Annotated in this window: 20 protein-coding genes; 7 read left to right on the top strand and 13 right to left on the bottom strand. The window is 72.5% G+C overall.

Going from position 1 to position 23,240, the window contains the following annotated elements; all coding sequences use genetic code 11:
* Positions 1 to 38 precede the first annotated feature (38 nt).
* From CCN29_RS10730 to CCN29_RS10700, 7 genes are all read right to left on the bottom strand, one after another.
* The gene (locus CCN29_RS10730) at positions 39 to 1,595 is read right to left on the bottom strand and encodes a sodium:solute symporter family protein (RefSeq protein ID WP_006132640.1); all 1,557 of its coding nucleotides are present in this window, start codon (positions 1,593 to 1,595) and stop codon (positions 39 to 41) included.
* Positions 1,596 to 1,779: 184 nt separating this feature from the next.
* The gene (locus CCN29_RS10725; RefSeq protein WP_031019949.1) at positions 1,780 to 2,595 is read right to left on the bottom strand and encodes an SURF1 family cytochrome oxidase biogenesis protein; all 816 of its coding nucleotides are present in this window, start codon (positions 2,593 to 2,595) and stop codon (positions 1,780 to 1,782) included.
* Positions 2,596 to 2,706: 111 nt separating this feature from the next.
* Positions 2,707 to 3,690, bottom strand: a complete 984-nt coding sequence (locus tag CCN29_RS10720) for a DEDDh family exonuclease (RefSeq protein WP_006132638.1) — start codon at positions 3,688 to 3,690, stop codon at positions 2,707 to 2,709.
* 110 nt (positions 3,691 to 3,800) lie between these two features.
* Positions 3,801 to 4,787, bottom strand: a complete 987-nt coding sequence (locus tag CCN29_RS10715) for a CopD family protein (RefSeq protein WP_086681229.1) — start codon at positions 4,785 to 4,787, stop codon at positions 3,801 to 3,803.
* A 619-nt stretch (positions 4,788 to 5,406) separates the two neighbouring features.
* Positions 5,407 to 6,774, bottom strand: a complete 1,368-nt coding sequence (locus CCN29_RS10710) for a CoA transferase (protein ID WP_086681227.1) — start codon at positions 6,772 to 6,774, stop codon at positions 5,407 to 5,409.
* Positions 6,775 to 6,870: 96 nt separating this feature from the next.
* On the bottom strand, positions 6,871 to 8,406 hold the full coding sequence (locus CCN29_RS10705; protein WP_006132635.1) for a S8 family peptidase: 1,536 nt from the start codon (positions 8,404 to 8,406) through the stop codon (positions 6,871 to 6,873).
* 64 nt (positions 8,407 to 8,470) lie between these two features.
* Positions 8,471 to 10,012, bottom strand: coding sequence for a S8 family peptidase (locus CCN29_RS10700; protein ID WP_086681226.1), 1,542 nt, complete (start codon positions 10,010 to 10,012; stop codon positions 8,471 to 8,473).
* Positions 10,013 to 10,280: 268 nt separating this feature from the next.
* Between CCN29_RS10700 and CCN29_RS10695 the strand changes: the two genes are divergently transcribed.
* From CCN29_RS10695 to moaA, 3 genes are all read left to right on the top strand, one after another.
* Entirely contained in the window at positions 10,281 to 10,637 is a 357-nt protein-coding gene (locus tag CCN29_RS10695; RefSeq protein WP_086681224.1) for a DUF485 domain-containing protein, read from the top strand.
* Positions 10,634 to 12,262 carry a monocarboxylic acid transporter gene (locus CCN29_RS10690; RefSeq protein ID WP_006132632.1) on the top strand — a complete coding sequence of 543 codons (1,629 nt, stop codon included), beginning with the start codon at positions 10,634 to 10,636 and terminating at the stop codon, positions 12,260 to 12,262. The genes CCN29_RS10695 and CCN29_RS10690 overlap by 4 nt, the downstream gene beginning before the upstream one ends.
* 172 nt (positions 12,263 to 12,434) lie before the next feature.
* The gene (gene moaA, locus CCN29_RS10685) at positions 12,435 to 13,424 is read left to right on the top strand and encodes a GTP 3',8-cyclase MoaA (RefSeq protein ID WP_086681222.1); all 990 of its coding nucleotides are present in this window, start codon (positions 12,435 to 12,437) and stop codon (positions 13,422 to 13,424) included.
* 99 nt (positions 13,425 to 13,523) lie between these two features.
* Here the strand turns inward: moaA and CCN29_RS10680 are convergent, their stop codons facing one another.
* Together CCN29_RS10680 and CCN29_RS10675 are read right to left on the bottom strand one after the other, a co-directional pair.
* Positions 13,524 to 13,751: a hypothetical protein gene (locus tag CCN29_RS10680; RefSeq protein WP_006132630.1), complete on the bottom strand. Its 228-nt coding sequence runs from the start codon at positions 13,749 to 13,751 to the stop codon at positions 13,524 to 13,526.
* Between the two features lie 242 nt (positions 13,752 to 13,993).
* Positions 13,994 to 14,389 (bottom strand): DUF3099 domain-containing protein, encoded by a 396-nt coding sequence (locus CCN29_RS10675; protein ID WP_006132629.1) that lies wholly within the window; start codon positions 14,387 to 14,389, stop codon positions 13,994 to 13,996.
* 245 nt (positions 14,390 to 14,634) lie between these two features.
* Between CCN29_RS10675 and CCN29_RS10670 the strand changes: the two genes are divergently transcribed.
* A complete protein-coding gene (locus CCN29_RS10670) occupies positions 14,635 to 14,919 on the top strand; it encodes a GlsB/YeaQ/YmgE family stress response membrane protein (protein ID WP_006132628.1) in 285 nt (94 codons plus the stop codon).
* Between the two features lie 60 nt (positions 14,920 to 14,979).
* Here the strand turns inward: CCN29_RS10670 and tyrS are convergent, their stop codons facing one another.
* The 3 genes from tyrS to CCN29_RS10655 form a co-directional block, all read right to left on the bottom strand.
* Positions 14,980 to 16,248, bottom strand: a complete 1,269-nt coding sequence (gene tyrS, locus CCN29_RS10665; RefSeq protein ID WP_006132627.1) for a tyrosine--tRNA ligase — start codon at positions 16,246 to 16,248, stop codon at positions 14,980 to 14,982.
* A 66-nt stretch (positions 16,249 to 16,314) separates the two neighbouring features.
* Complete coding sequence (locus CCN29_RS10660; RefSeq protein WP_006132626.1) at positions 16,315 to 17,709, bottom strand: metallopeptidase TldD-related protein; 1,395 nt, start codon at positions 17,707 to 17,709, stop codon at positions 16,315 to 16,317.
* Entirely contained in the window at positions 17,706 to 19,229 is a 1,524-nt protein-coding gene (locus tag CCN29_RS10655; RefSeq protein WP_006132625.1) for a TldD/PmbA family protein, read from the bottom strand. Before CCN29_RS10655 ends, CCN29_RS10660 begins: the two co-directional genes overlap by 4 nt.
* Positions 19,230 to 19,542: 313 nt before the next feature.
* Here CCN29_RS10655 and fabG point away from each other — a divergent pair, with 313 nt between their 5' ends.
* Together fabG and fabI are read left to right on the top strand one after the other, a co-directional pair.
* On the top strand, positions 19,543 to 20,247 hold the full coding sequence (fabG, locus tag CCN29_RS10650; RefSeq protein WP_006132624.1) for a 3-oxoacyl-[acyl-carrier-protein] reductase: 705 nt from the start codon (positions 19,543 to 19,545) through the stop codon (positions 20,245 to 20,247).
* A gap of 5 nt (positions 20,248 to 20,252) precedes the next feature.
* Positions 20,253 to 21,020 carry an enoyl-ACP reductase FabI gene (fabI, locus tag CCN29_RS10645; protein WP_006132623.1) on the top strand — a complete coding sequence of 256 codons (768 nt, stop codon included), beginning with the start codon at positions 20,253 to 20,255 and terminating at the stop codon, positions 21,018 to 21,020.
* Positions 21,021 to 21,122: 102 nt separating this feature from the next.
* On the opposite strand, the gene CCN29_RS10640 is transcribed toward fabI, so the two are convergent.
* Positions 21,123 to 21,815, bottom strand: a complete 693-nt coding sequence (locus tag CCN29_RS10640) for a FadR/GntR family transcriptional regulator (RefSeq protein ID WP_006132622.1) — start codon at positions 21,813 to 21,815, stop codon at positions 21,123 to 21,125.
* 91 nt (positions 21,816 to 21,906) lie between these two features.
* Here CCN29_RS10640 and CCN29_RS10635 point away from each other — a divergent pair.
* A partial coding sequence (locus CCN29_RS10635) for a CynX/NimT family MFS transporter (protein WP_107481686.1) occupies positions 21,907 to 23,240 on the top strand: 1,334 nt, incomplete at its 3' end.

Here is a 23,240-nt window from a genome sequence, read left to right as displayed (position 1 = left end):
GGCCGGGGGCACGGTGACCGGGGGGTGGTGTCTGCGTCTCACGCGTTGTTCGCTCCCGTCGGGGGACGTCGCCCGGAGTACGGGCGGGACGGCAGGCCGGTGGCGTCGGGTCCGCGCGGGACGCCGAGACGGGTGAGGACGGGCGTGGCGGCCACCGCGACGGCCAGGTTCAGCACCAGGGCGGCGACCCCGGCGTAGATCTCGGGCGAGCCGGCGACGAGCGGCACGATCGAGGAGAAACCCTCCCGCACCACCAGATACGTCCCGGCGGTCATGCCCGCCGCCCAGCCGGCGAGCAGCGCCCGCGGATGCAGCCAGCGTGTGTACAGCCCGACGGCGACCGCCGGGAAGATCTGGAGGATCCACACTCCGCCGAGCAGCTGGAGGTTGATCGCGTCCTGGTCGCGCAGCCCGAACACGAACGCCACCGCGCCCAGCTTCGCGGTCAGCGACACCGCCCTGGCGACCCGCACCTGCCGCTTCGGGGTGGCCGTCGGATGGACGTACTCGACGTACACGTTGCGCACGAAGCCGGTGGCCGCGGCGATGGACATCACCGCCGCCGGGACCAGCGCGCCGACCACGATCGAGCCGAACACCAGCCCGGCGAGCGGGCCCGGCATCAGCCGGCCGACCAGCATCGGCACCGCCGCCTCCGCGCCGCCCACGGGCGCCCGCACCCCGGCGGCGAGCGCCGCGATGCCGAGGAAGCCGAACAGCGCGAGCAGCGCCGTCCAGGCGGGCAGCCCCGCCGACACCTTGCGCAGGGTGCGCCTCCCGTCGGCGGCGAACCCGGCGGTCAGCACGTGCGGGTACATCAGCAGCGCCAGCGCGGAGCCGAGCGCGAGCGTCGCGTACGCGGGCTGCTGCCCGGGGGTGAGCACCAGGGGCGAGTGGGCCGGGTCGGTGCCGCCGAGGGCGCGGGCGGCCCCGTCGAAGACCGCGCCGGGGCCGCCGAACCGGTCCAGGACCAGCCAGCAGACCGCGGTGAGCGACACGAACACCGCCACCGCCTTCAGCGCGGCGATCACCGTGGGCGCGCGCAGCCCGTGCCGGTAGGTGGCCACCGCCAGACCCGCGAACACCGCGACCATCGCCAGGTCGCCGGCGGCGCCCGGCGGATACAGCCCGCCCGCGGTGAGCACCGCGCGGATGCCGAGCAGCTGGAGCGCCAGGTACGGCATGGTCGCGAGGATGCCGGTCAGCGCGACGACCAGGGCCAGCGGGGCCGAGCCGTAGCGGCCGCGCACGAAGTCGGCGGCGGTGATGTAGCCGTGCCGCCGGGCCACGCTCCACAGCCGGCTGAGCAGCACGAACGCCAGCGGGCACACGATCACCGTGTACGGCACGGCGAAAAAGGCGGGCGCGCCGTTGCCGTACGCCAGTCCCGGCACGGCGGTGAAGGTGTACGCGGTGTAGACCGTCCCGCCGAGCAGCAGCCAGGTCCAGCCCGGGCCGAGGCTGCGGTCGGCCAGCGCCCAGCCCTCCAGCGAGGGCAGCCGGTCGCTCGGGCGCAGCCGGCGCGCGGTGACGGCGAGCAGCGACGCCCCGCCGATCACGGCGAGGAACGTCGCGGTCATGGCTGCGCCGGCCATGAATCACCGTCCTTGGTGTGCTGTGCCCTCGGGCCCGGTCGCGTGGACGGCCCGTCCGGGTGACGGTAACCGGCCGGTTCCGTGTCCGGAACGCATCGGCGACATGCCCGACCGGTGCGCCACTCTCGCACAGAACCCGGCAAACGGGGAGAACGGGGAGTGGGGAAGTGCAGGGAGGGGGAGGTCAGACGGCCGCGGACTCGGTGGGGGCGGCGTCGGACGCCCCGGCGTCGGTGTCCTCCTGGCCCGCCTTCGCCGCCCGGTCGCGCACCTCGCGGCGGGCCAGCACGACCCAGCCGACCGGGACGGCGGCGGCGAACAGCCACCACTGGATCGCGTACGCGTAGTTCAGCGCCGCGTTCTCCTTGCCGGGGTCGCCGAGCTGCTGGGGGAGGCCGCCTGCGGGCTCGGGAGCGGTCTGCGCCACATAGCCGCCGAGCACCTCCGCGTCCAGCCGCTCCGCCTCCCGCGCGCTGTCGATCAGCATGATCTGCCGGTCCGGCAGGCCCTCGAGGTGCTTGATGCCGCTGGCCTCGGTCGTCTCGTCCGGCATCAGCCGGCCGGTGATCGTGGTCTTGCCGCGCGGCGGCGCGGGCACCTTCGGGAACTCGGTCTGGCTGGGGCCGTCGGCGGGGATCCAGCCGCGGTTGACCAGCAGCACCTTGCCGTCGTCCAGCACGAACGGGGTCAGGACGTGGAAGCCGATCTCCTCGTCGGCGTTGGTGCGGCGGCGCACCACGACCTCGGCGTCCGTGTCGAAGCGGCCCGTCGCGGTCACCGTGCGGTACCGCTCGGCGCGGGTCACCGCGTGGCCGGGGGCCGCCAGCTTCTCCACCGGCACCGGGTCGGCGGCCAGCGCGTCGGTCACCAGCTGGTTGCGCGCGGAGCGCTCGTCGTAGCGGCTCATCTGCCAGAAGCCCAGCGCGATCATCGTGGGGACGAGAAGCAGGGCGACCAGCGTGAGGGTCACCCATTGCCGGGACAGCAGGAAGCGGTACACCCCATGAAGGTACAACCCGGGCGCGGGGTGCTCCGAGCCGGGTACGCCCCCCTGCGGGGCCGCCCGCGCTCGCCCGCGCCCTCCCGCACCCGTTCGCGCCCGGGAGGGCGGTCAGGTCTCCGAGGCGGGCTCGACGTCGGCGAGGAGCTGGCCGAAGGCGGCCTCGTCGACCACCGGGGTGCCGTACTGGCGGGCCTTGACCGTCTTCGACGTGCCCGAGTCCGGGTCGTTGGTGACCAGCAGGCTGGTGAGCCGGGACAGGCTCGTCGCCACGTGCAGCCCCGCCTCGGTCGCCCGGTCCTCCAGCAGGTCACGCTCGATGGACGTGTCCCCGGAGAACGCCACCCGCATGCCCTGCTTGAGACGCTTGCCCGGTTCGTACCGGCCCGGGTTGGGATAGGGGCATGCGGGCCTTTTGCGGGAGGGTCGCCAACTGGAGGGCGCCCGCCCGCCGTAGGACGCCTGCTGCCCGATGCGGGGCCGGTCCGACCACTCGGTGAGCGGCCGGCACTCGTGCAGCGGCAGCCGTACGTTGCCCGCCGCGGCGGCCCGCAGACTGGGCCGGAACGCCTCCGCCAGCACGCGCGCGTCGTCCAGCGCGTGGTGCGCCCGCCGCTGCACCACGCCGAAGTGCGCCGCGAGCGACTCCAGCTTGTGGTTGGGCAGCGGCAGCCCCAGCTCCTTCGACAGGGCGATGGTGCACAGCCGTTGCCGCACGGGGGCCTCGCCCCGCGCGCGGGCGTACTCGCGGGCGATCATCTGCCAGTCGAACACCGCGTTGTGCGCCACCAGGACGCGGCCCTCCAGGCGCGCCGCGAACTCCGCCGCGATGTCCGCGAAGAGGGGCGCGCCTTCGAGCATCTCGCTCGTCAGCCCGTGTATCCACACCGGGCCCGGGTCGCGCTCCGGGTTGACCACCGTGTACCAGTGGTCCTCGACCTCGCCGCGCGCGTCCAGCCGGTAGACGGCCGCGGAGATGATGCGGTCGTCGCGGGCCAGCCCCGTCGTCTCCACGTCGACGACCGCGTATCCCTGCGGATACGCGGCCGGCCACGCGGTGGGGGAGGCGGCTGCGGCGGTGAGGTCTTCGAGCATGGTTCACGAGGATACGGGCCACTGCTGACAGGGCTGTCCGTCAGGTGGCCCGAGCGGCCCGCCCGTTCACCACGCGCGCGTGACGGTGCGCGTGAGGGCGCGCGGGGCGCTCACCAGCGGATCGGCACCGGCAGCGCGGTCAGCAGTCCCGACACCGCGACCACCAGGGCCAGTAGGCACACCTCCGCCCGCGCGGGTGAACTCGCGGTGAGCGGGTCGGCCGCGCGCGCCAGCCGCACCCGCGCCCACAGGGCGAGCGCGGAGACCCCCGCCATCAGGACCACCTTGGCGAGCAGCACCCGCCCGTACGCGGTGTCCGTCAGCTGCTCCATGATCGTCCCGGACGGCATCCGGCGCAGTGAACTCCACACCCCCGTGGCGGTCATGGCGACGAGCAGCACGAGCGCCACGCGCGCGTAGCGGCCCAGCAGCGCCGCGCCCGCCTCGGCGCGCCCCCACAACCGCAGCGTGCGCAGGACGTGCGGCAGGCCGCCCACCCACAGTGACGCGCACGTCAGGTGCACCAGCGTCAGCCCCGAACCGACGAGCGGGCTGTACTCCGTCGTCGGGTGCGCGCGCAGCGCCTCGGCCACGACCACTGCGGCCAGCGGCAGCGCCTGGGTGGCCGGACGGCGGGACGCGGAGCACAGGGCTGCGGCGAGAAAGCCGTTGACCTCCAGCAGGGCGAGCTTGCCGTCCCGCGTCTCGTAGAGGCCGCCCACGTCGATGTCCGCGAGGTGGGACGGCACGAGGTTGCCGGTCGCCACCACGGAGGCGAGTCCGAGGGCGGCCACGAAACCGACGGAGTTGGCCACGGTCGACCACCTGCGCGGCAGGGCGGGCGGGGCGCCGGGCAGCGTGCGCGCCAGCCGCACGGCGAACAACTCGCCCACGGGCACGGCCAGCGCGGCGAACAGCACCGTCCGCAGCAGGGCGATGCCACCGGTCCCGGGCGCGTCCGCCTCCCCGGTGCCGTGCAACGCGGGCGCCGGCCCGAGCAGGGGGATCAGCGCACCGAGCACCACCAGAACCAGCACGGCCCCGGCCCGCCACCGCCCACCGGCCGCCTGCGCCGCCCGCTCCCTGGAAGTCGTCAGAGTCACCCCAGGATCTTCACAAGATCACACAGAGCGGGGCAAGTGCGGGAAGGAGCGCGGACTTCGTCCGCCGGTTGTGCGAGGGCGCGGGCGCTGCCGGGCGCCGCTCACGGGCCTCGAGCACCCGGCGCTCGACGAAGCCGCGCGTGCGCGGGGGCCTTGGTGCTGCGCGACGCACAGGACGCCATGGGCAGACGCCGCGCCGTCCACGCGACTGCCGTCGCCTCGCAGCCGATGACGCGTCAGTTCGCGCAGTTCCGCCGCGAGGAGAGCCGAGGCATCCACCGCGTCACCGCCCACCCGACGAACGTCGCCCGAACCGAGACGGCGCTGTCCGCCGCCGTGCCGGCGCCGGTACCGTCGTCGACGAGCCGCACTGCGCAGCCGCCGCGCGGCCTTCCGACGTCACCGAGCGAGCGTGCCTGCGCTCCACGCGTCCAGGTGCGGGCACTTCTCCGCGCCTACGCGCAGCATGTGCCGTCATCTCGGGCATCGCTTCCCGCGCCCGTGCGCGTGCTCCTTACGGTCACCGCGTCGGCGGTGAGCCGCGATTCCGTACCCGCCGTACGGCGTTCACCGCCACCGAGCGGCCTGCTCTGCGCGCCTTCGCGCGTGCCGCTCACCACCACCGTGCCTCGTCCGCGCCCCACCGTCCCGGCGGTCGTGCCCAGTCCCGGGGGCCTTTCTCGAACTCCACCGGGGGGAGCGCGTAGCGCAAGTGGCCCAGAGGGCTGTCGCGTTCCGCGAGCCAGGGGGTGGGGGACAGGTTCGTCTCACCCTCCTCGGTTCCGGGGCCGGCCGCCCCCCTCAGCAGGTCGCCCGCCGTGCGGGCCAGCGCCGCTCTCACCAGTCGGCTGCCGCCCGCCTCCGTCTGGTCCGACACGGCACGCAGTGCCCCCGCCGCCAGCAGGTACCCCGTGCCGTGGTCCAGGGCCTGGGCCGGGAGCGCGCCCGGGCGGTCCCGGCCGCCCTCGATGTGGGCGATGCCCGTCGCCACCTGGACCAGGCTGTCGAAGCCGCGGCGCCCCGCCCACGGCCCGGTGGCGCCCCACGCCGAGAGCTGGGCCACGACCACCCCCGGCCGCCGTTCGGCGAGAGCCTCCGCGCTCAGGCCGAAGCGGTCCAGGGCGCCGGGCCGGTAGCCCGTGACGACCACGTCCGCGCGCGCCACCAGTTCCTCCACCGCCTCCCGGCCGGAGGCCAGTTCCACCAGCGCCGACCGCTTCCCGAACCCCGTGTCGGTGTGCTGGTCGGGCAGTTCGGGCAGGCCCGGCGGATCCAGTCGCAGCACGTCCGCGCCGAGCAGGGCCAGGGTGCGGGTGGCGATCGGGCCCGCGATGACCCGGGTCAGGTCCAGCACCCGCAGTCCCGCGGCCGGCAGCAGCGGAGTCCCGGCCGGCGGAGACAGCTCCCGCGCGGGCGCGGAGTCCAGCCGTACCCGCTCCACCAACGGCAGCCGCGCCACCGCCGCCCCCTGCTCGTGTGCCGCCCACCCCTCGGGCGTACGCAGGGCGACGGCCAGGCCGCCCGCCGCGGTGACCGTCTCCTCCACCTCCGCGGCGGACCTCCGTGCGAGCACCGCGGCCACCGCGTCCGGGTCATCCGGCGTGCCGAGGGCGGAAAGGAGCCGCGCCCGGTGGTGCGGATAGTTGGCGTGCGTGCGCACCCAGCCGTCCGCCGTGCGCCAGAACCGTGACAGCGGGGCGAAGCTCTCGGCGGCCCGCCCGTCGGTGCGCAGATGACGCTCACTCACGAACGCCGTGGCCACCGCCCCGTCGTCCACCCGCACCGCCGGGACCTCGCCACCGCCCGCGCGCCGCGCCGCCAGCTCAGCGGCGGCCAGCGCGCACACGCCGACGCACGCCCCCGCGAACTCCCGTACCGGCAGCCGCGACGGCAGCACACCGGGCCGCTCGACGGCGGACACCCGCGACACGAGGGCGGGATCCCCGCCGAGACCTGACCAGAAGGACGCGAGACGAGCCATGCCCTCACTGTGCAGCACCGCCGGCCCTGGACGGCGGGAGGGGCCGGGCGCAACCGCCGCCCGGCCCCTCCCCCCGGCGCCACGGCGCCTAGCGCGTCACCGCGTCACCGCGTCCAGCGCGTCGGCCATGCCCCAGCCGTAGAAGCCGTTGCGGTTCTTCGGGCCCTCGCACACCGCATCGACCTTGCCGTCGTTGTCGATGTCGTACGGCGTCGTGCAGGCGGTGGCGTCGGCCTGCGCGTACAGCAGCGCCTTCACCAGCGCCGGCGGCGCGTACGGGTGCCGCGACTTGATGAGCGCGGCGACGCCCGCGACGTGCGGGGACGCCATCGACGTACCGGCCATGTAGCCCCACTTGCCGCCGGGCAGCGTGCCCAGGATCAGGCCGCTGGTGGCGGGCGGCGCGGGGGTCTGGAGGGCCGTCGAGTCACCGCCGGGCGCGGCGATGTCGATGATCCCGAGGCCGTGGTTGGAGAACGACGACTTCAGGCCCTTCGCGCCGGTCGACGCGACCGTCACCACGCCCGGGAGCTGCGTGGGGATGTCCAGGCACTCCGACGGGTCGACGGTCCGGTCCGACGGGGTGCCGTCGTTCGGCGACGACGGGTCGGTGATCTCGTCGGCGGAGAGGTCGTAGTTCTCGTTGCCCGCCGCGGCGACGTTCACCGCGCCCTTGCGCTCGGCGTACCGCGTGGCCCGGGTGACGGCCTCGACGAGCGCCTTCTGGTCGGGGTCGTTCTTGCAGTTGAAGTACCAGGGGTCGGTGTAATAGCTGTTGTTGGTGACGTCGACCCCGTGCTCGGCCGCCCACATGAAGCCGCACACCACGGCCTCGGTGTAGAAGTAGCCGTCCGGGTTGGACACCTTGATGCCGGAGACCTTCACCCCGGGGGCGACACCGGTCATGCCGACGCCGTTCTTCGCGGCGGCGATCTCACCGGCGACATGCGTGCCGTGCGGGCTCTCGGCCGCGCCCGGACGCCAGGCGCCCTCGCTGGTGTCGGGCTTGCCCGCCACGCAGTTCACCGACGCGGCCCGGTCGAAGTTGGGCGCGATGTCGGGGTGGGTGTCGTCGACGCCGGTGTCGATGACGGCGACGGTCACCTTCGGACTGCCCAGCGACTTCTCGTGCGCCTTGTCCGCCTTGATGGCGGGCAGGTCCCACTGGAGGTTCTGCAGCGGGTCCTGGTCCGCGGCGGCCTGCTCCGTCGCCTCGGCGACCTCGGTGGCGCTGAGCACCTTCGGGGAGCCCAGGTCGGTCGTGGCGGCCGACGGCAGCGGCGCGTTACGGGTCGCGCCGGCCGACTGCACGCCCGGCACCTTGCGGATGGTCCTGGCGAAGTCGGCGTTCGACGAGTGGACGACGATCACGCCGATCTTCTCGTACGACGTCACGATCGTCCCGCCGGCCTTGGCGATCGCCTTCTTCACGTGCGCCGGCGCGCCGTGCCCGCCCCGCACGTTGACCACGTAGCTCAGCGAGGCGGCGTCCGCCGAGGCGGCCCCCTGGCCGGCGGGGGCGGCCGGGGCGGCCGTGGCGGCCGTGTTCGGCAGGAACGCGAGCGTGGTCGCCAGGGCCATGCCGGCCGGGACGACGAGCGCCCGGCGGTGGCGCGGATGTGACGCTGTCATGAAGTCTCCAGTTCGTTCACGTTGAGGTGCCGAGGACGGTACGGCGGGTGTGCGTGTGCGTGGCTCACTTGACGGCGCGCAGCGCGTCGACGATGCCGCGGCCGTAGAAGCCGTTGACCAGCCGGCCGCCCTCGCATGTCGCGTCCTGCGTTCCGTCACCGTCCTGGTCGTACGAGGCGGGGCAGCCGGGGTTGTCCGCCTGCGCCTTGAGCAGCGCCTGGAGCGCCGCCGGGGGCAGCCACGGGTGCTCGGACTTCAGCAGCGCGGCGACGCCGGCCGCGTGCGGGGAGGCCATCGAGGTGCCCTGGAGCCAGGCGTACTCGCCGTTGGGCATGGTGGAGAGGATGCGGCCGTTCTTCGACGGGGTGTCCGGCAGCTGGTAGCGGCTGTCGCCGCCCGGCGCGGCGACGTCGACGACGCCCTTGCCGTACGAGGAGTAGTACGACTTGAGGTTCTTGGAGCCCGTCGCGCTGACCGTGACGACGCCGGGGAGCTGCGTGGGGACGTCGAAGCACTCACCGGGGTCGATGGTGCGCGGCACCGGGGTGGTGTCGTTGGGGCTGGACGTGTCGTCGATGGCGTCGGAGGCCAGGTCGTGGTTGGAGTTGCCGGCCGAGGCGAAGTGCAGGGTGCCCTTGCGCTGGGCGTACAGCTGGGCCCGGTTGACCGCGTCGACGATGGCCCGCTGGTCCGGGTCGTCCATGCAGTTGTACATCCACGGGTCGACGTAGTAGCTGTTGTTCGTGATCTCCACGCCGTGGTCGGCGGCGAACACGAACGCGCAGACGACGGCCTCCGCGTAGAACAGCCCGTTGGCGGGGTCGGTGACGTTGATCGCCGAGACCTTCACGCCGGGCGCGACGCCGGCGACGCCGATGCCGTTGCGGGCGGCGGCGATCTCACCGGCCACGTGCGTGCCGTGGTAGTCGTCCGCGGTGTACGGCCGCCAGGCGCCCGGGGAGGTGTCGGGGGCGCCGCCGAAGCAGTTGGCGGACTGGGACGCGGAGAAGTTCGGGGCGATGTCCGGGTGGGTGTCGTCGACGCCGGTGTCGATGACGGCGACCGTGACCTTCCTGCTGCCCGGGTTGATCTTCGCGGCCTGGTCGGCGCCGATGGCGCGCAGGTCCCACTGGTCGGCCTCGAGCGGCTCGCTGCCGGGCGTCTTCGCCGAGGCGGCCCTCAGCTTCGCGGCGTCGGCGGCCGTCAGGTACTCGGCGGAGCCCGCGTCGGTCGTCCCGGCCGGGGCCAGCGGAGCGGTGCGGGTGGCGCCGGCCGACTGCACGCCGGGCACCTCACGGAGGGTCTTGGCGAAGTCGGCGTTCGCGGAACGGACGACGATGACGCCGATCTTCTCGTACGCGACGACGACCTCGCCGTCGGCCGCGGCGACGGCCCGCTTCACCGAGGCGATCGTGCGGTGGTCCGCCCTGGTGTTGACCACGTACGCCAGGACGGGCGCGTCCGCCGCCTGCTCCGCCGAACCCGGGGCCGAGGCCGTGACCGGGGCGGCGGAGGCCGCCGCGGGCAGGAAGCCGAGCGAGGCGGTCAGCGACAGCACGACGGGAACGGCGAGAGCGAGCCGGCGTCTGGAACGCAGATGAGCCATGGGGTCTCCACATCATCCGGAAACGAAACCGGCCCGAGACAGGGGGTGGCTGCCCGGGCAGGTACATGACGGGTGGTGCAGGGTGAAGCTATCCCGCGCGTCCGCTGGCCAGCAATGATTTGTGTGCAACGTCTTCGGAAATCGTCCACGGAAAAGAACCGTGTCGAGTTGAACCGGTCCTCGCGTGGCGCCGTGCCCTTGGGCAGGAAGCGCGAGGACACTCGCCTTTCGTCGACGCAAGAACCGACCCGCACCGCGAGGAGACTCCGTGGCCGCCGAAGCACCGCCCCCCTCGACAGAGCAAGCAAAACTCCCCACACCGGAGGAGTTCACCGAGGTTCAGGAGAGCGCTGAGTTCGGTGATCTACGCCGCTCCTACCGCTCGTTCGCCTTTCCGCTGACCATCGGCTTCATCGTCTGGTACCTGCTGTACGTGCTGCTGTCCAACTACGCGGGCGGCTTCATGGGCGCCAAGGTGGTCGGCCACATCAACGTCGCCTTCGTCTTCGGCGTGCTCCAGTTCCTCAGCACCTTCCTCATCGCCTGGTGGTACTCCCGGCACGCCGCCGCCAAGCTCGACCCCAAGGCCGAGGCCATCAAGACCCGTATGGAGGGCGGCGCATGAGCCCCGCGATCACCCACGTCACGCTCGCGGCGAACGAGGCCAGCGAACACCGCACGCTGATCATCGTGCTGTTCTCGCTGTTCGTCCTCGCCACCCTCGGCATCACCGTCTGGGCCGGCCGGCAGACCAAGGACGCCGCCGACTTCTACGCGGGCGGACGGCAGTTCAGCGCCTTCCAGAACGGACTGGCCGTCTCCGGCGACTACATGTCGGCCGCGTCCTTCCTCGGCATCGCCGGCGCCATCGCCCTCTTCGGCTACGACGGCTTCCTCTACTCCATCGGCTTCCTCGTCGCCTGGCTCGTCGCCCTGCTGCTGGTCGCCGAACCGCTGCGCAACTCCGGCCGCTACACCATGGGCGACGTCCTCGCCTACCGGATGCGCCAGCGCCCGGTCCGCACCGCGGCCGGCACCTCCACGATCGTCGTCTCGATCTTCTACCTGCTGGCCCAGATGGCCGGCGCGGGCGTCCTGGTGTCGCTGCTGCTCGGCATCACCTCCGACGCCGGCAAGATCCTCATCGTCGCCCTGGTCGGCGTGCTGATGATCGTGTACGTCTCCATCGGCGGCATGAAGGGCACCACCTGGGTCCAGATGGTCAAGGCCGTGCTGCTCATCAGCGGCACGATCCTCATCACCTTCCTGGTGCTGCTGAAGTTCAACTTCAACATCTCCGACCTGCTGGGCAAGGCCGCCGAGAACAGCGGCAAGGGCGAAGCCTTCCTGGAGCCCGGCCTCCAGTACGGCGCCGACAACCTGACCAAGCTGGACTTCATCTCGCTGGGCATCGCCCTGGTGCTCGGCACCGCCGGCCTGCCGCACATCCTGATCCGCTTCTACACCGTGCCGAACGCCAAGGCCGCCCGTAAGTCCGTGAACTGGGCCATCGGCATCATCGGCGGCTTCTACCTGATGACGCTGGCGCTCGGCTTCGGCGCGGCGGCGCTGATCTCACCGGAAGAGATCATCGAGTCCAACCCGTCCGGCAACACGGCCGCCCCGCTGCTCGCCCTCCACATCGGCGGCGTCGACTCGGCCTGGGGCGCGATCCTGCTCGCCACCATCTCGGCGGTGGCCTTCGCAACGATCCTCGCCGTGGTCGCCGGACTCACCCTGGCCTCGTCGTCCTCCTTCGCGCACGACATCTACGCCAACGTCATCCGCAAGGGGCAGGCCACGGACAAGGAGGAGATGCGGGCGGCCCGCTGGGCGACCGTCCTCATCGGCATCGTCTCCATCGCGCTCGGCGCCCTCGCCCGCGACCTGAACGTGGCCGGCCTGGTCGCCCTGGCCTTCGCGGTCGCCGCCTCGGCCAACCTGCCGACCATCCTCTACAGCCTGTTCTGGAAGCGGTTCACCACCCAGGGCGCGCTGTGGTCGATCTACGGCGGTCTGATCGTCGCCGTCGGCCTGGTGCTGTTCTCGCCGGTCGTCTCCGGCGACCCGAAGGCGATGTTCCCGGACGTCGACTTCGCCTGGTTCCCGCTGAAGAACCCGGGCATCATCTCCATCCCGTTCGGCTTCCTCATGGGCTGGCTGGGCACCGTCCTGTCCAAGGAGGAGCCCGACGTCAAGAAGTACGCGGAGCTGGAGGTCCGGTCCCTCACCGGCACCGGCGCCCACTGACACGGCCCGCGCGCGACGGCCGCGTCGTCAGGGCTCTCGTAGGTCCTGACAACGCGGCCGTCGGCACATCGTCACATCGCGTCGCTGGGTGATGTCGGCGGCGTCACGTACGCTCGCAGATACCGGACACCAGTGACCGGCGTACCGATCGGCGTACAGGGAGGGGCCCCACGTGCTCATCGACACCTACGGCCGGGTGGCGACCGACCTCCGGGTCTCGCTCACCGACCGGTGCAACCTGCGCTGCACGTACTGCATGCCCGAGGAGGGCCTGCAGTGGCTCGCCAAGCCCGATCTGCTGACCGACGACGAGATCGTCCGGCTCGTCGGCATCGCGGTCACCTCCCTCGGCATCGAGGAAGTGCGCTTCACCGGCGGCGAGCCCCTGCTCCGCCCCGGCCTGGTCGGCATCGTCGAGCGGGTCGCCGCCCTCGAACCCCGGCCGCAGATGTCCCTCACCACCAACGGCATCGGGTTGCGCCGCACGGCGAGCGCCCTGAAGGCGGCCGGCCTCGACCGGGTCAACGTCTCCCTCGACACCCTCCGCCCGGACGTCTTCAAGACCCTCACCCGCCGCGACCGCCACCAGGACGTCCTGGACGGCCTGTACGCGGCCCGTGAGGCCGGACTGACCCCGGTGAAGGTCAACTCGGTCCTGATGCCGGGGCTCAACGACGACGAGGCCCCCGACCTGCTCGCCTGGGCCGTCGAGCACGACTACGAGCTGAGGTTCATCGAGCAGATGCCGCTGGACGCCCAGCACGGCTGGAAGCGCGACGGCATGATCACCGCGGGGGACATCCTCGCCTCCCTGCGCACCCGGTTCGAGCTGACCGCCGAGGGCGAGGAGAAGCGCGGCTCCGCACCCGCCGAACGCTGGCTGGTCGACGGCGGCCCGCACCGGGTGGGCGTCATCGCCTCCGTCACCCGGCCGTTCTGCTCCGCCTGCGACCGCACCCGCCTCACCGCCGACGGACAGGTCCGCACCTGCCTGTTCGCCACCGAGGAGACCGACCTGCGGGCGGCCCTGCGCTCCGGCGCGGACGACGAGGAGATCGCCCGCATCTGGAAGCTCGCCATGTGGGGCAAGAAGGCGGGCGCGGGCCTGGACGCCCCGACCTTCGTCCAGCCGGACCGTCCGATGTCCGCCATCGGCGGCTGAGAGCGGCCGAGCGGCTGCGCGGCAGCGCGACCGAGCGGCTTTGCGGCCGGGGCGGGCCGAGCGGCCGAGGCGGCCGGGAGAGACCTTCCGGCCGCGCGCTCAGGCCCCCTCCGGGGCCTCCCACTCCTCCAGGCGCACCACGTCCTTCAGGAAGCCGCGCACCCCGAGGAACTGCGCCAGGTGCTCCCGGTGCTCCTCGCAGGCCAGCCACGTCTTGCGCCGCTCCGGCGTGTGGATCTTCGGGTTGTTCCAGGCCAGCACCCATACGGCGGGGGCGCGGCAGCCCTTCGCGGAGCAGATGGGCGTCTCGGGGTCAGGGGTGATCACCGTCCGACCCTAACCCGTGCGGCGTAAGGAGAAACGCGGCGGGAAAAGGCGACGCCGAGCAGCCACGGGGGGAGCTGCCCGGCGTCGGTCTGTCGCTCCGACGGGGGATGCGGAGCGCGTACGAAGTATGTCATGGGTCACCCCGCCCCCGGCACCGAAAGAACACGATTGATCTGAGGTTTCTTTGAGCTTGTCCGGGAAGGTACTTCCGCTCCCGGCGCCCGGTGCTCACACCTCGCTGTTCAGGACCGTCCCGGATCCTCGGATCGTGCGCCCGGCGCCGTCCGCGACGGCACTTCTTCCGCATCGGGTTCCGTGGAACCGTCATCCGTCCGCGGCGGGGCGATCATCGGCTTCATCGGGGCCGTCACGAAGGTCGACGGCAGGGACGGCGCGTTCTCCCGCCCCGCGTTGGCGATCACCACCGCGATGTACGGCAGGACCGCCCCGAGCACCAGCGCCACGATCGCGACATGCCGCTCCACGTTCCACAGGGTGGCCGCCAGGATGACCGAGATCGTGCGAACGGTCATCGAGATCACGTACCGGCGCTGCCGTCCCCGTACGTCCTCCTGGAGGCCCGCCCGGGCGCCCGTGATCCGGAACACCTGAGCGCCGCCGCCACGCTGCTTCCGCATCACATTCCACCATCCGCCCGCATCGGACCTTTCCCTGTACCCGGCGTCCAGTGTCCCGGTCTGCGACATCTGGTCCGGACAAGGCCAACGGTACGCCGCGCCCCGCCCGGTCACGAGAGCGGGGCACCCCGCACCGCTCCGGCCGGGCTGCGCCGTCCCGCGTACGGCATGTCCGACATGCGGCGTACCGCGACTGGGCCGACACTTGCCGTAATGCTCGCGCCAAGTCGTACGAGGAGGCAGCCATGGGCTGGTTGTGGGCGATCATCGTGGGATTCGTGCTCGGCCTGCTCGCCAAGGCGGTGATCCCGGGCAAGCAGCACATCCCGCTCTGGCTGGCCACCCTCTGCGGCATCGCCGGCGCGGTCATCGGCAACGCCATGGCGCGCGGCTTCGGCATCGAGGAGACCCGCGGCATCGACTGGGGGCGGCACATCTTCCAGCTCGGCGCGGCCATCGTCGTCGTGCTGCTGGTGGAGATGATCTACAACGCCATGCAGCGCCGGAAGCACGAGCGGCAGCGGGTCTGACCCTGCCGGACACGGCGAAGGGGCGGGTCCCGGCAGGACCCGCCCCTCGCGCGTACCGGCTCAGCCGGCCGTGACCTCCACGGCCGCCAGGTTCTTCTTGCCGCGGCGCAGCACCAGCCAGCGCCCGTGCAGCAGGTCCTCCCTCGCGGGAACGGCGTCCTCGGCGGTGACCTTGACGTTGTTCACGTAGGCGCCGCCCTCCTTCACCGTGCGCCGCGCGGCCGACTTGCTGGGCACGAGGCCGACCTCGGCGAAGAGGTCCACCACCGGACCGAGCTCGGCCACCTTCACGTGAGGCACCTCGGAGAGCGCCGCCGCCAGCGTCCGCTCGTCCAGCTCACCTAGCTCGCCCTGGCCGAAAAGCGCCCGGGACGCGGCGATCACGGCGGCCGTCTGGTCGGCGCCGTGCACCAGCGTCGTCAGCTCCTCGGCCAGCGCGCGCTGCGCGGCACGGGCCTGCGGACGCTCCTCCGTCTGCCGCTCCAGCTCCTCCAGCTCCGCACGGGACTTGAAGGACAGGATCCGCATGTAGCCCGAGATGTCCCGGTCGTCCACGTTCAGCCAGAACTGGTAGAACGCGTACGGCGTGGTCATCTCCGGGTCCAGCCAGACGGCGCCGCCCTCGGTCTTGCCGAACTTGGTGCCGTCCGCCTTGGTCATCAGCGGCGTCGCGTAGGCGTGGACCGTGGCGTCCGGCTCCAGCCGGTGCAGCAGGTCGAGCCCGGCCGTGAGGTTGCCCCACTGGTCGCTGCCGCCCTGCTGCATCGTGCAGCCGTAGCGCCGGTACAGCTGGAGGAAGTCCATCGCCTGGAGCAGCTGGTAGCTGAACTCCGTGTAGCTGATGCCCTCGGAGGACTCCAGCCGCCGGGCGACCGAGTCCTTCGTCAGCATCTTGTTGACGCGGAAGTGCTTGCCGATGTCCCGCAGGAACTCGATCGCGGACAGGTTCGCCGTCCAGTCGAGGTTGTTGACCATGACGGCCGCGTTCTCGCCCTCGAAGGACAGGAACGGCTCGATCTGGCCGCGCAGCCGCTCCACCCAGCCCGCGACCGTCTCCGGCGAGTTCAGCGTGCGCTCGGCCGTCGGCCGCGGGTCGCCGATCTGACCGGTCGCGCCGCCGACCAGCGCCAGCGGCCGGTGACCGGCCTGCTGGAGCCGGCGCACGGTGAGCACCTGCACCAGGTGCCCCACGTGCAGCGACGGCGCGGTCGGGTCGAAACCGCAATAGAACGTGACGGGACCGTCCGCGAGCGCCTTGCGCAAAGCGTCCTCGTCAGTGGACTGGGCGAACAGCCCGCGCCACTTCAGCTCGTCGACGATGTCCGTCACGGTTCTCGTGTCTCCTCGGTGATCTGCGGCCGTACGGGTGACGGCCTGCTGCGAACGCCTACGAGGTTATACGCCCCGGCTGACCGAGCTCATGTTGAAATCGGGGACGCGCAGCGCGGGCATCGCGGCCCGGGTGAACCAGTCGCCCCACTCCCTGGGCAGCGTCTTCTCCGTACGGCCCGCCTCGGCCGCCCGGCCCAGCAGGTCCACCGGCGACTCGTTGAACCGGAAGTTGTTCACCTCGCCGGTGACCTCGCCGTTCTCCACCAGGTAGACGCCGTCCCGGGTCAGCCCGGTGAGCAGCAGCGTCGCCGGGTCCACCTCGCGGATGTACCACAGGCAGGTCAGCAGCAGCCCTCGCTCGGTGGACGCGACCATCTCCTCGAGCGAGCGGTCCTCGCCGCCGTCCAGGATCAGGTTGTCGACAGCGGGCGCGGCCGGCAGACCGGTCAGGCCCGCGCTGTGCCGGCTGGTGGTCAGCCGGTGCAGCTCGCCCTCGCGCACCCAGTCCGTCGCCGACAGCGGCAGCCCGTTGTCGAACACCGACTGGTCCCCGCCGGAGGAATGCGCGATCACGAACGGCGCCGACTCCAGACCCGGCTCGGCCGGGTCGCTGCGCAGCGTCAGCGGCAGCTCGGTCAGCCGCTCGCCGACCCGGGTGCCGCCGCCCGGCCTGGAGAACACCGTACGGCCCTCCGCCGCGTCCCGCCCGGACGCCGACCAGAACTGGTAGATCAGCAGGTCCGCCACGGCGGTCGGCGGCAGCAGCGTCTCGTACCGCCCCGCCGGCAGCTCCAGCCGCCGCTGGGCCCACCCCAGCCGTACGGCCAGGTCGGCGTCCAGCGCGGCCGGGTCGACGTCCTTGAAGTCACGCGTGGAACGGCCCGCCCACGCCGACCGGGTTCGGTCCGGGGACTTCGCGTTGATCTCCAGCGTGCCGTTCGGCTGGTCGTGCCGCAGCCGCAGCCCCGCCGATGTGCCGAGGTAGGTCGAGACCATCTCGTGGTTCGCGAACCCGTACAGCTCCCGGCCGCCGGCCCGCGCCCGGGCGAACGCCTCGCCCAGCGCCGGGGCGAAGTCGGCGAACACCGCGGACGTCGTCTCGGCGGGCGCCTCGGTGAACTCGGGGGACGGATCCACCCCCGTCACCAGCGGCTGCGCGTCCTCGGCGGGCCCCGTGCCGCGCGCGGCGGTCTCCGCGGCCCGCACCAGCGGCTCCAGCTCGTCCACGGTCACCGCGGACCGGGACACCACCCCGGAGGCCGTGCCCTGGGCGCCGTCCACCGTGGCGATCACGGTGAGGGTGCGCCCGCGGGTGACCCCGTTCGTGGTGAGCGCGTTGCCCGCCCAGCGGAGGTTGGCGGACGAGTGCTCGTCGGCGATCACGACACAGCCGTCGGACCGCGACAGCTCCAGCGCCCGCTCGACGATCTCGTGCGGCTTGGTGGTGCGCGCGCTCATCGCCCGGCCTCCTGCGTGGTGTTCAGAATGTTGACTCCCTTGAAGAGGGCGGACGGGCAGCCGTGGGAGACCGCCGCGACCTGGCCCGGCTGGGCCTTGCCGCAGTTGAAGGCGCCGCCCAGGACATACGTCTGCGGACCGCCGACCGCCGCCATGGAACCCCAGAAGTCGGTGGTCGTGGCCTGGTAGGCGACGTCCCTAAGCTGCCCGGCGAGCCGCCCGTTCTCGATCCGGTAGAAACGCTGGCCCGTGAACTGGAAGTTGTAGCGCTGCATGTCGATCGACCAGGACCGGTCGCCGACCACGTAGATGCCCCGGTCCACGCCCCCGATCAGGTCCTCCGTGGACATCCCCGCCGGGTCGGGCCGCAGCGACACGTTGGCCATGCGCTGCACCGGCACATGGCCGGGGGAGTCGGCGAACGCGCACCCGTTGGACCGCTCGAACCCGGTGAGCCTCGCGATCCTCCGGTCCAGCTGGTAGCCGACGAGGGTGCCGTCCTTCACCAGGTCCCAGGACTGCGCCTCGACGCCCTCGTCGTCGTAGCCGACGGTCGCGAGCCCGTGCTCGGCGGTGCGGTCACCGGTGACGTTCATCAGCTCGGAGCCGTACCGCAGCGTGCCGAGCTGGTCGAAGGTGGCGAACGAGGTGCCCGCGTAGGCGGCCTCGTAGCCGAGGGCGCGGTCCAGCTCGGTGGCGTGCCCGATCGACTCGTGGATGGTGAGCCACAGGTTGGACGGGTCCACCACCAGGTCGTACAGCCCCGGCTCGACGCTCGGGGCGCGCATCTTCTCGGCGAGCAGCTCGGGGATGCGCGCCAGCTCGTCGTCCCAGTCCCAGCCGGTGCCCGTCAGGTACTCCCAGCCGCGCCCGACGGGCGGTGCGAGCGTGCGCATGGAGTCGAACTCGCCGCTGGAGTCGTCGACGGACACCGCCGTCAGCGCCGGGTGCAGCCGGACACGCTGCTGCGTGGTCACGGTCCCGGCGGTGTCCGCGTAGAACTTGTTCTCGTGCACGGTGAGCAGCGAGGCGTCCACGTGGTCGACGCCGTTCGCCGCGAGGAGCCGCCCGCTCCAGTCGGCCAGCAGCCCCGCCTTCTCCTCGTCGGGCACGGTGAACGGGTCGATCTCGTACGACGACACCCAGGTCTTCTCGGCGTGCACCGGCTCGTCGGCCAGCTCCACGAGCTCGTCCGACCCGGCGGCCCGGATCACCTGCGCGGACAGCTTCGCCATGGCCACCGCCTGGGAGGCGACCTTCGCGGCGGCGTCGAGGGTGAGGTCCACCCCGGACGCGAAGCCCCAGGTGCCGCCGTGCACCACCCGCACCGCGTACCCGAGGTCGGTGGTGTCCGACGAACCGGCGGGCCTGGCGTCCCTCAGTCGCCAGGAGGCGCTGCGTACCCGCTCCAGACGGAAGTCCGCGTGCTCCGCCCCGAGCGCCCGCGCCCGGGCGAGCGCGGCGTCGGCGAGGGCGCGTAGCGGCAGGGCTGTGAAGGCTTCGTCAATGCTATGAGACACCTACGTCTCTTCCTGTCGGGTTCGAATCGTTCGGTTGTCGCTGCGTCGAGTTGGCGCTGCCGCGCATCATGTCGCGCCGGGCCGGACCGGGACCACACCTTTGCGGCACGCCCCGCCGTGTTCGCGTCACCGGGCCGGTGACCGCCGTCGCCCGGCCGGGTTCATTCTGTAGGGACTCGACAGAGCGGCCCCCCGGCCACTGTCGGTGCCCCGATGTCCCGAGGCGGACCGGGACCGATAGGTTTTCAGTGCAGCCGCCTGTCGTCACGGTGTCCGGGCGGGTGGACCAGACCGCTATCGAAGGGGTGATCCGTTGAGCCGCTCGGTTCTCGTCACCGGAGGCAACCGGGGCATCGGCCTCGCCATCGCCCGCGCGTTCGCCGACGCCGGCGACAAGGTCGCCATCACGTACCGCTCGGGTGAGCCCCCGGCCGGCTTCCTCGCCGTCCGGTGCGACATCACCGACACCGAGCAGGTGGAGCAGGCCTACAAGGAGATCGAGGAGGCGCACGGCCCCGTCGAGGTGCTCGTGGCCAACGCCGGCATCACCCGGGACCAGCTCCTGATGCGCATGTCCGAGGAGGACTTCACGTCCGTCCTCGAGACCAACCTCACCGGCACCTTCCGGGTCGTCAAGCGCGCCAACCGCGGCATGCTGCGCGCCCGCAAGGGCCGCGTCGTGCTGATCTCCTCGGTCGTCGGGCTGCTCGGCTCCGCGGGGCAGGCCAACTACGCCGCCTCCAAGGCCGGCCTGGTGGGCTTCGCGCGCTCGCTCGCCCGTGAGCTGGGCTCGCGCAACATCACCTTCAACGTCGTCGCGCCCGGCTTCGTCGACACCGACATGACCCGGGAGCTCACCGAGGAGCAGCAGGAGAAGATCCTCGCCCAGGTGCCGCTCGCGCGGTACGCGAAGACCGAGGAGATCGCCGCCGCGGTGCGCTTCCTCGCCTCGGACGACGCCTCGTACATCACTGGAGCCGTCATTCCCGTTGACGGCGGACTGGGAATGGGTCACTGAACATCATGAGCGGAATCCTCGAGGGCAAGCGCGTCCTGATCTCCGGAGTGCTGATGGAGTCCTCCATCGCCTTCCACGCCGCCAAGCTGGCTCAGGAGCAGGGCGCCGAGATCATCCTGACCGCGTTCCCGCGCCCCACCCTGACCGAGCGCATCGCGAAGAAGCTGCCCAGGCCCACCAAGGTCATCGAGCTCGACGTGACCAACGACGAGCACCTGGGCCGCCTGGCCGACGTGGTCGGCGAGGAGCTCGGCGGCCTGGACGGCGTGGTCCACTCCATCGGCTTCGCGCCGCAGGACGCGCTCGGCGGCAACTTCCTCAACACGCCGTTCGAGTCGGTCGCCACGGCCATGCACGTCTCGGCGTACTCCCTGAAGTCGCTCACCATGGCCTGCCTGCCGCTGATGCAGAACGGCGGCTCCGTCGTCGGCCTCACCTTCGACGCGCAGTTCGCCTGGCCGCAGTACGACTGGATGGGCCCGGCCAAGGCCGCCCTGGAGGCCACCAGCCGCTACATCGCGCGTGACCTGGGCAAGCAGAACATCCGCTGCAACCTCATCTCCGCGGGCCCGCTCGGCTCCATGGCCGCCAAGTCCATCCCGGGCTTCGGCGAGCTGGCGTCCGTGTGGGACACCCGTTCCCCGCTGGAGTGGGACCTGAAGGACCCCGAGCCGGCCGGCCGCGGCATCGTCGCCCTGCTGAGCGACTGGTTCCCGAAGACCACGGGCGAGATCATCCACGTGGACGGCGGTCTGCACGCCATCGGCGCCTGATCCGCAGCACAGCCGCACGAGGGCCCGCGTCCCCCTGAGGGGGCGCGGGCCCTCGCGTACGTCCGCCGCCCTCGCGTGTGTCCGCCGCCCTGGGAGGCGCGCTCAGTCGCCGGCGGGGGCCGTCAGCCGCCCCGGCTTGCACGCCAGGGGGTAGGCGGCGGCCTCCACGGCCGCCGTCGCCTCGTCGCCCGCGCGGATCGCGTCCACCAGCCGGCTGTGGTCCATGTGCGTCTCCGGAGACATGTCCCCGCCCACGTCGTCGCGCAGCCAGTCCCGCAGCACCTCGCCCAGGTCCGCGTACAGCGCGGTCATCACGTCGTTGTGCGAGGCCGCCACGACGGCCATGTGGAACGTCGCGTCCGCCGTCACGAACGCCTCCGCGTCGCCCGACTCCCACGCCTCCTCACGGCGCAGCAGCAGCGCGTCGAGCTGCTTGAGGTCCTTCTCCGTACGCCGCCGCGCCGCCAGCCGCGCCGCCGACGACTCCAGGGAGGAGCGCAGCTCGGCGATGTGCCGGGGGTCGGCGCCGGCGAAGCGGCGGTGCATCACGCCCGCCAGCTCGCTGGTGGCGACCACATAGGTGCCCGAGCCCTGGCGGATGTCGAGCAGGCCGTTGTGCGCCAGCGCGCGGACCGCCTCGCGGACGGTGTTGCGGGCCACCCCCAGCTGCTCCACGAGCTCCGGCTCGGTGGGGACGCGTGAGCCGACCGGCCACTCGCCCGAGGTGATCTGGGCCCGCAGGGCGGCGATGACCTGCTCGGACAGCGCGGATCGGCGCGGATGGCTCAGAGGCATGCTTCACCTTCGCACGGCAGGGGCCCGGGGCGGCGCCCACGACCTGGACAACCAATCATCCCATGATTCTATGATGGGTGCCATGACTCGTATGACTGGCGACGAGACCCGTACGACCGCGTCCGCCACCGCCCGTACCTCCGCCACGACCGTGCTCCCGGAACAGTCCGGCGCCCGCACGCGCGCGTGGCGGAAACGGCTGCTCGTCGCCGGCATCGTGCTGGCCGCCCTGAACCTGCGCCCCGCCATCACCAGCTTCGGCGCCCTGCTCGAAGAGGTGCGCGACGGGCTCGGCATGAGCGGCAGCGTGGCGGGGCTGCTCACCTCCCTGCCCGCCCTGTGCTTCGCCGTCTTCGGCGTCACCGCGCCCCGTCTGGCCCGCCGCTTCGGCCCCGGCGCGGTGGTGTGCGCCGGGATGGCCGCCATCGCCACCGGCCTGCTGGTGAGGCCCTTCGTCGGCAACACGGCCGCGTTCCTCCTCACCAGCGGCCTCGCGCTCGCCGGCATAGCCGTGAGCAACGTGCTGATGCCGGTCATCGTCAAGCGCTGGTTCCCCGACCGGGTCGGCTCCATGACCGGCCTGTACTCGATGGCCCTCGCCCTGGGCACCGCCTCGGCGGCCGCCGCGACCGTCCCGGTGACCGACGCCCTCGGCGGCGACTGGCAGACGGGGCTCGCCGTCTGGGCGGCCCTCGCGGCGGCCGCCGTCCTGCCCTGGCTCGCCTTCGTACGGGACCGGGGCGGAGCCTCGGCGGCGGGGGAGGCTACGCCGGAGCCGCCGCGCGGGGACGGGCGGCCGGGGGAGCGGGCCGCCGGACAGGCGCCGGCGCTGCGGATCACCCGGAGCAGGACCGCCTGGGCGCTGGCCGTGTTCTTCGGGCTCCAGGCCACCGCCGCCTACATCAGCATGGGCTGGATGGCGCAGATCTTCCGCGACGCGGGCGTCCCCGCCGGCCAGGCCGGACTGCTGCTCGCCGTCACCATGGTCATGGGCGTCCCCCTGGCGTTCGTCATACCGCGCCTCGCCGCCCGGCTGCCCCGGCAGGGCCCGATCGTGCTCGTGCTGGGCGTCAGCGGTCTGCTCGGATACGCGGGCCTCTACTTCGCCCCGGCCGCCGGCGCCTGGGCCTGGGCGGTACTGGTGGGCATCGCCAACTGCGCCTTCCCGCTCGCGCTCACCATGGTCGGCATGCGGGCGCGCACGGGCGCGGGCGTGGCCCAGCTGTCGGCCTTCGCGCAGAGCACCGGCTATCTGATCTCCATCCCCGGGCCGCTGCTGGTGGGTGTGCTGTACCAGCACAGCGGGGGCTGGGGACTGCCGATCGCCCTCATGGCGGGGCTGATGGTCCCGCAGATGATCGTCGGGGTGCTGGCGGGGCGGGACCGCACGGTGGAGGAGGAGGCGGCCGTGTTCTTCGGGCTCCA

This window comes from Streptomyces pseudogriseolus (genome assembly GCA_002154585.1).
GTDB classification, from domain to species: domain Bacteria; phylum Actinomycetota; class Actinomycetes; order Streptomycetales; family Streptomycetaceae; genus Streptomyces; species Streptomyces pseudogriseolus.
Note: the sequence above shows the minus strand (reverse complement) of the source record. Positions and strands in the feature narration are given on the sequence as shown.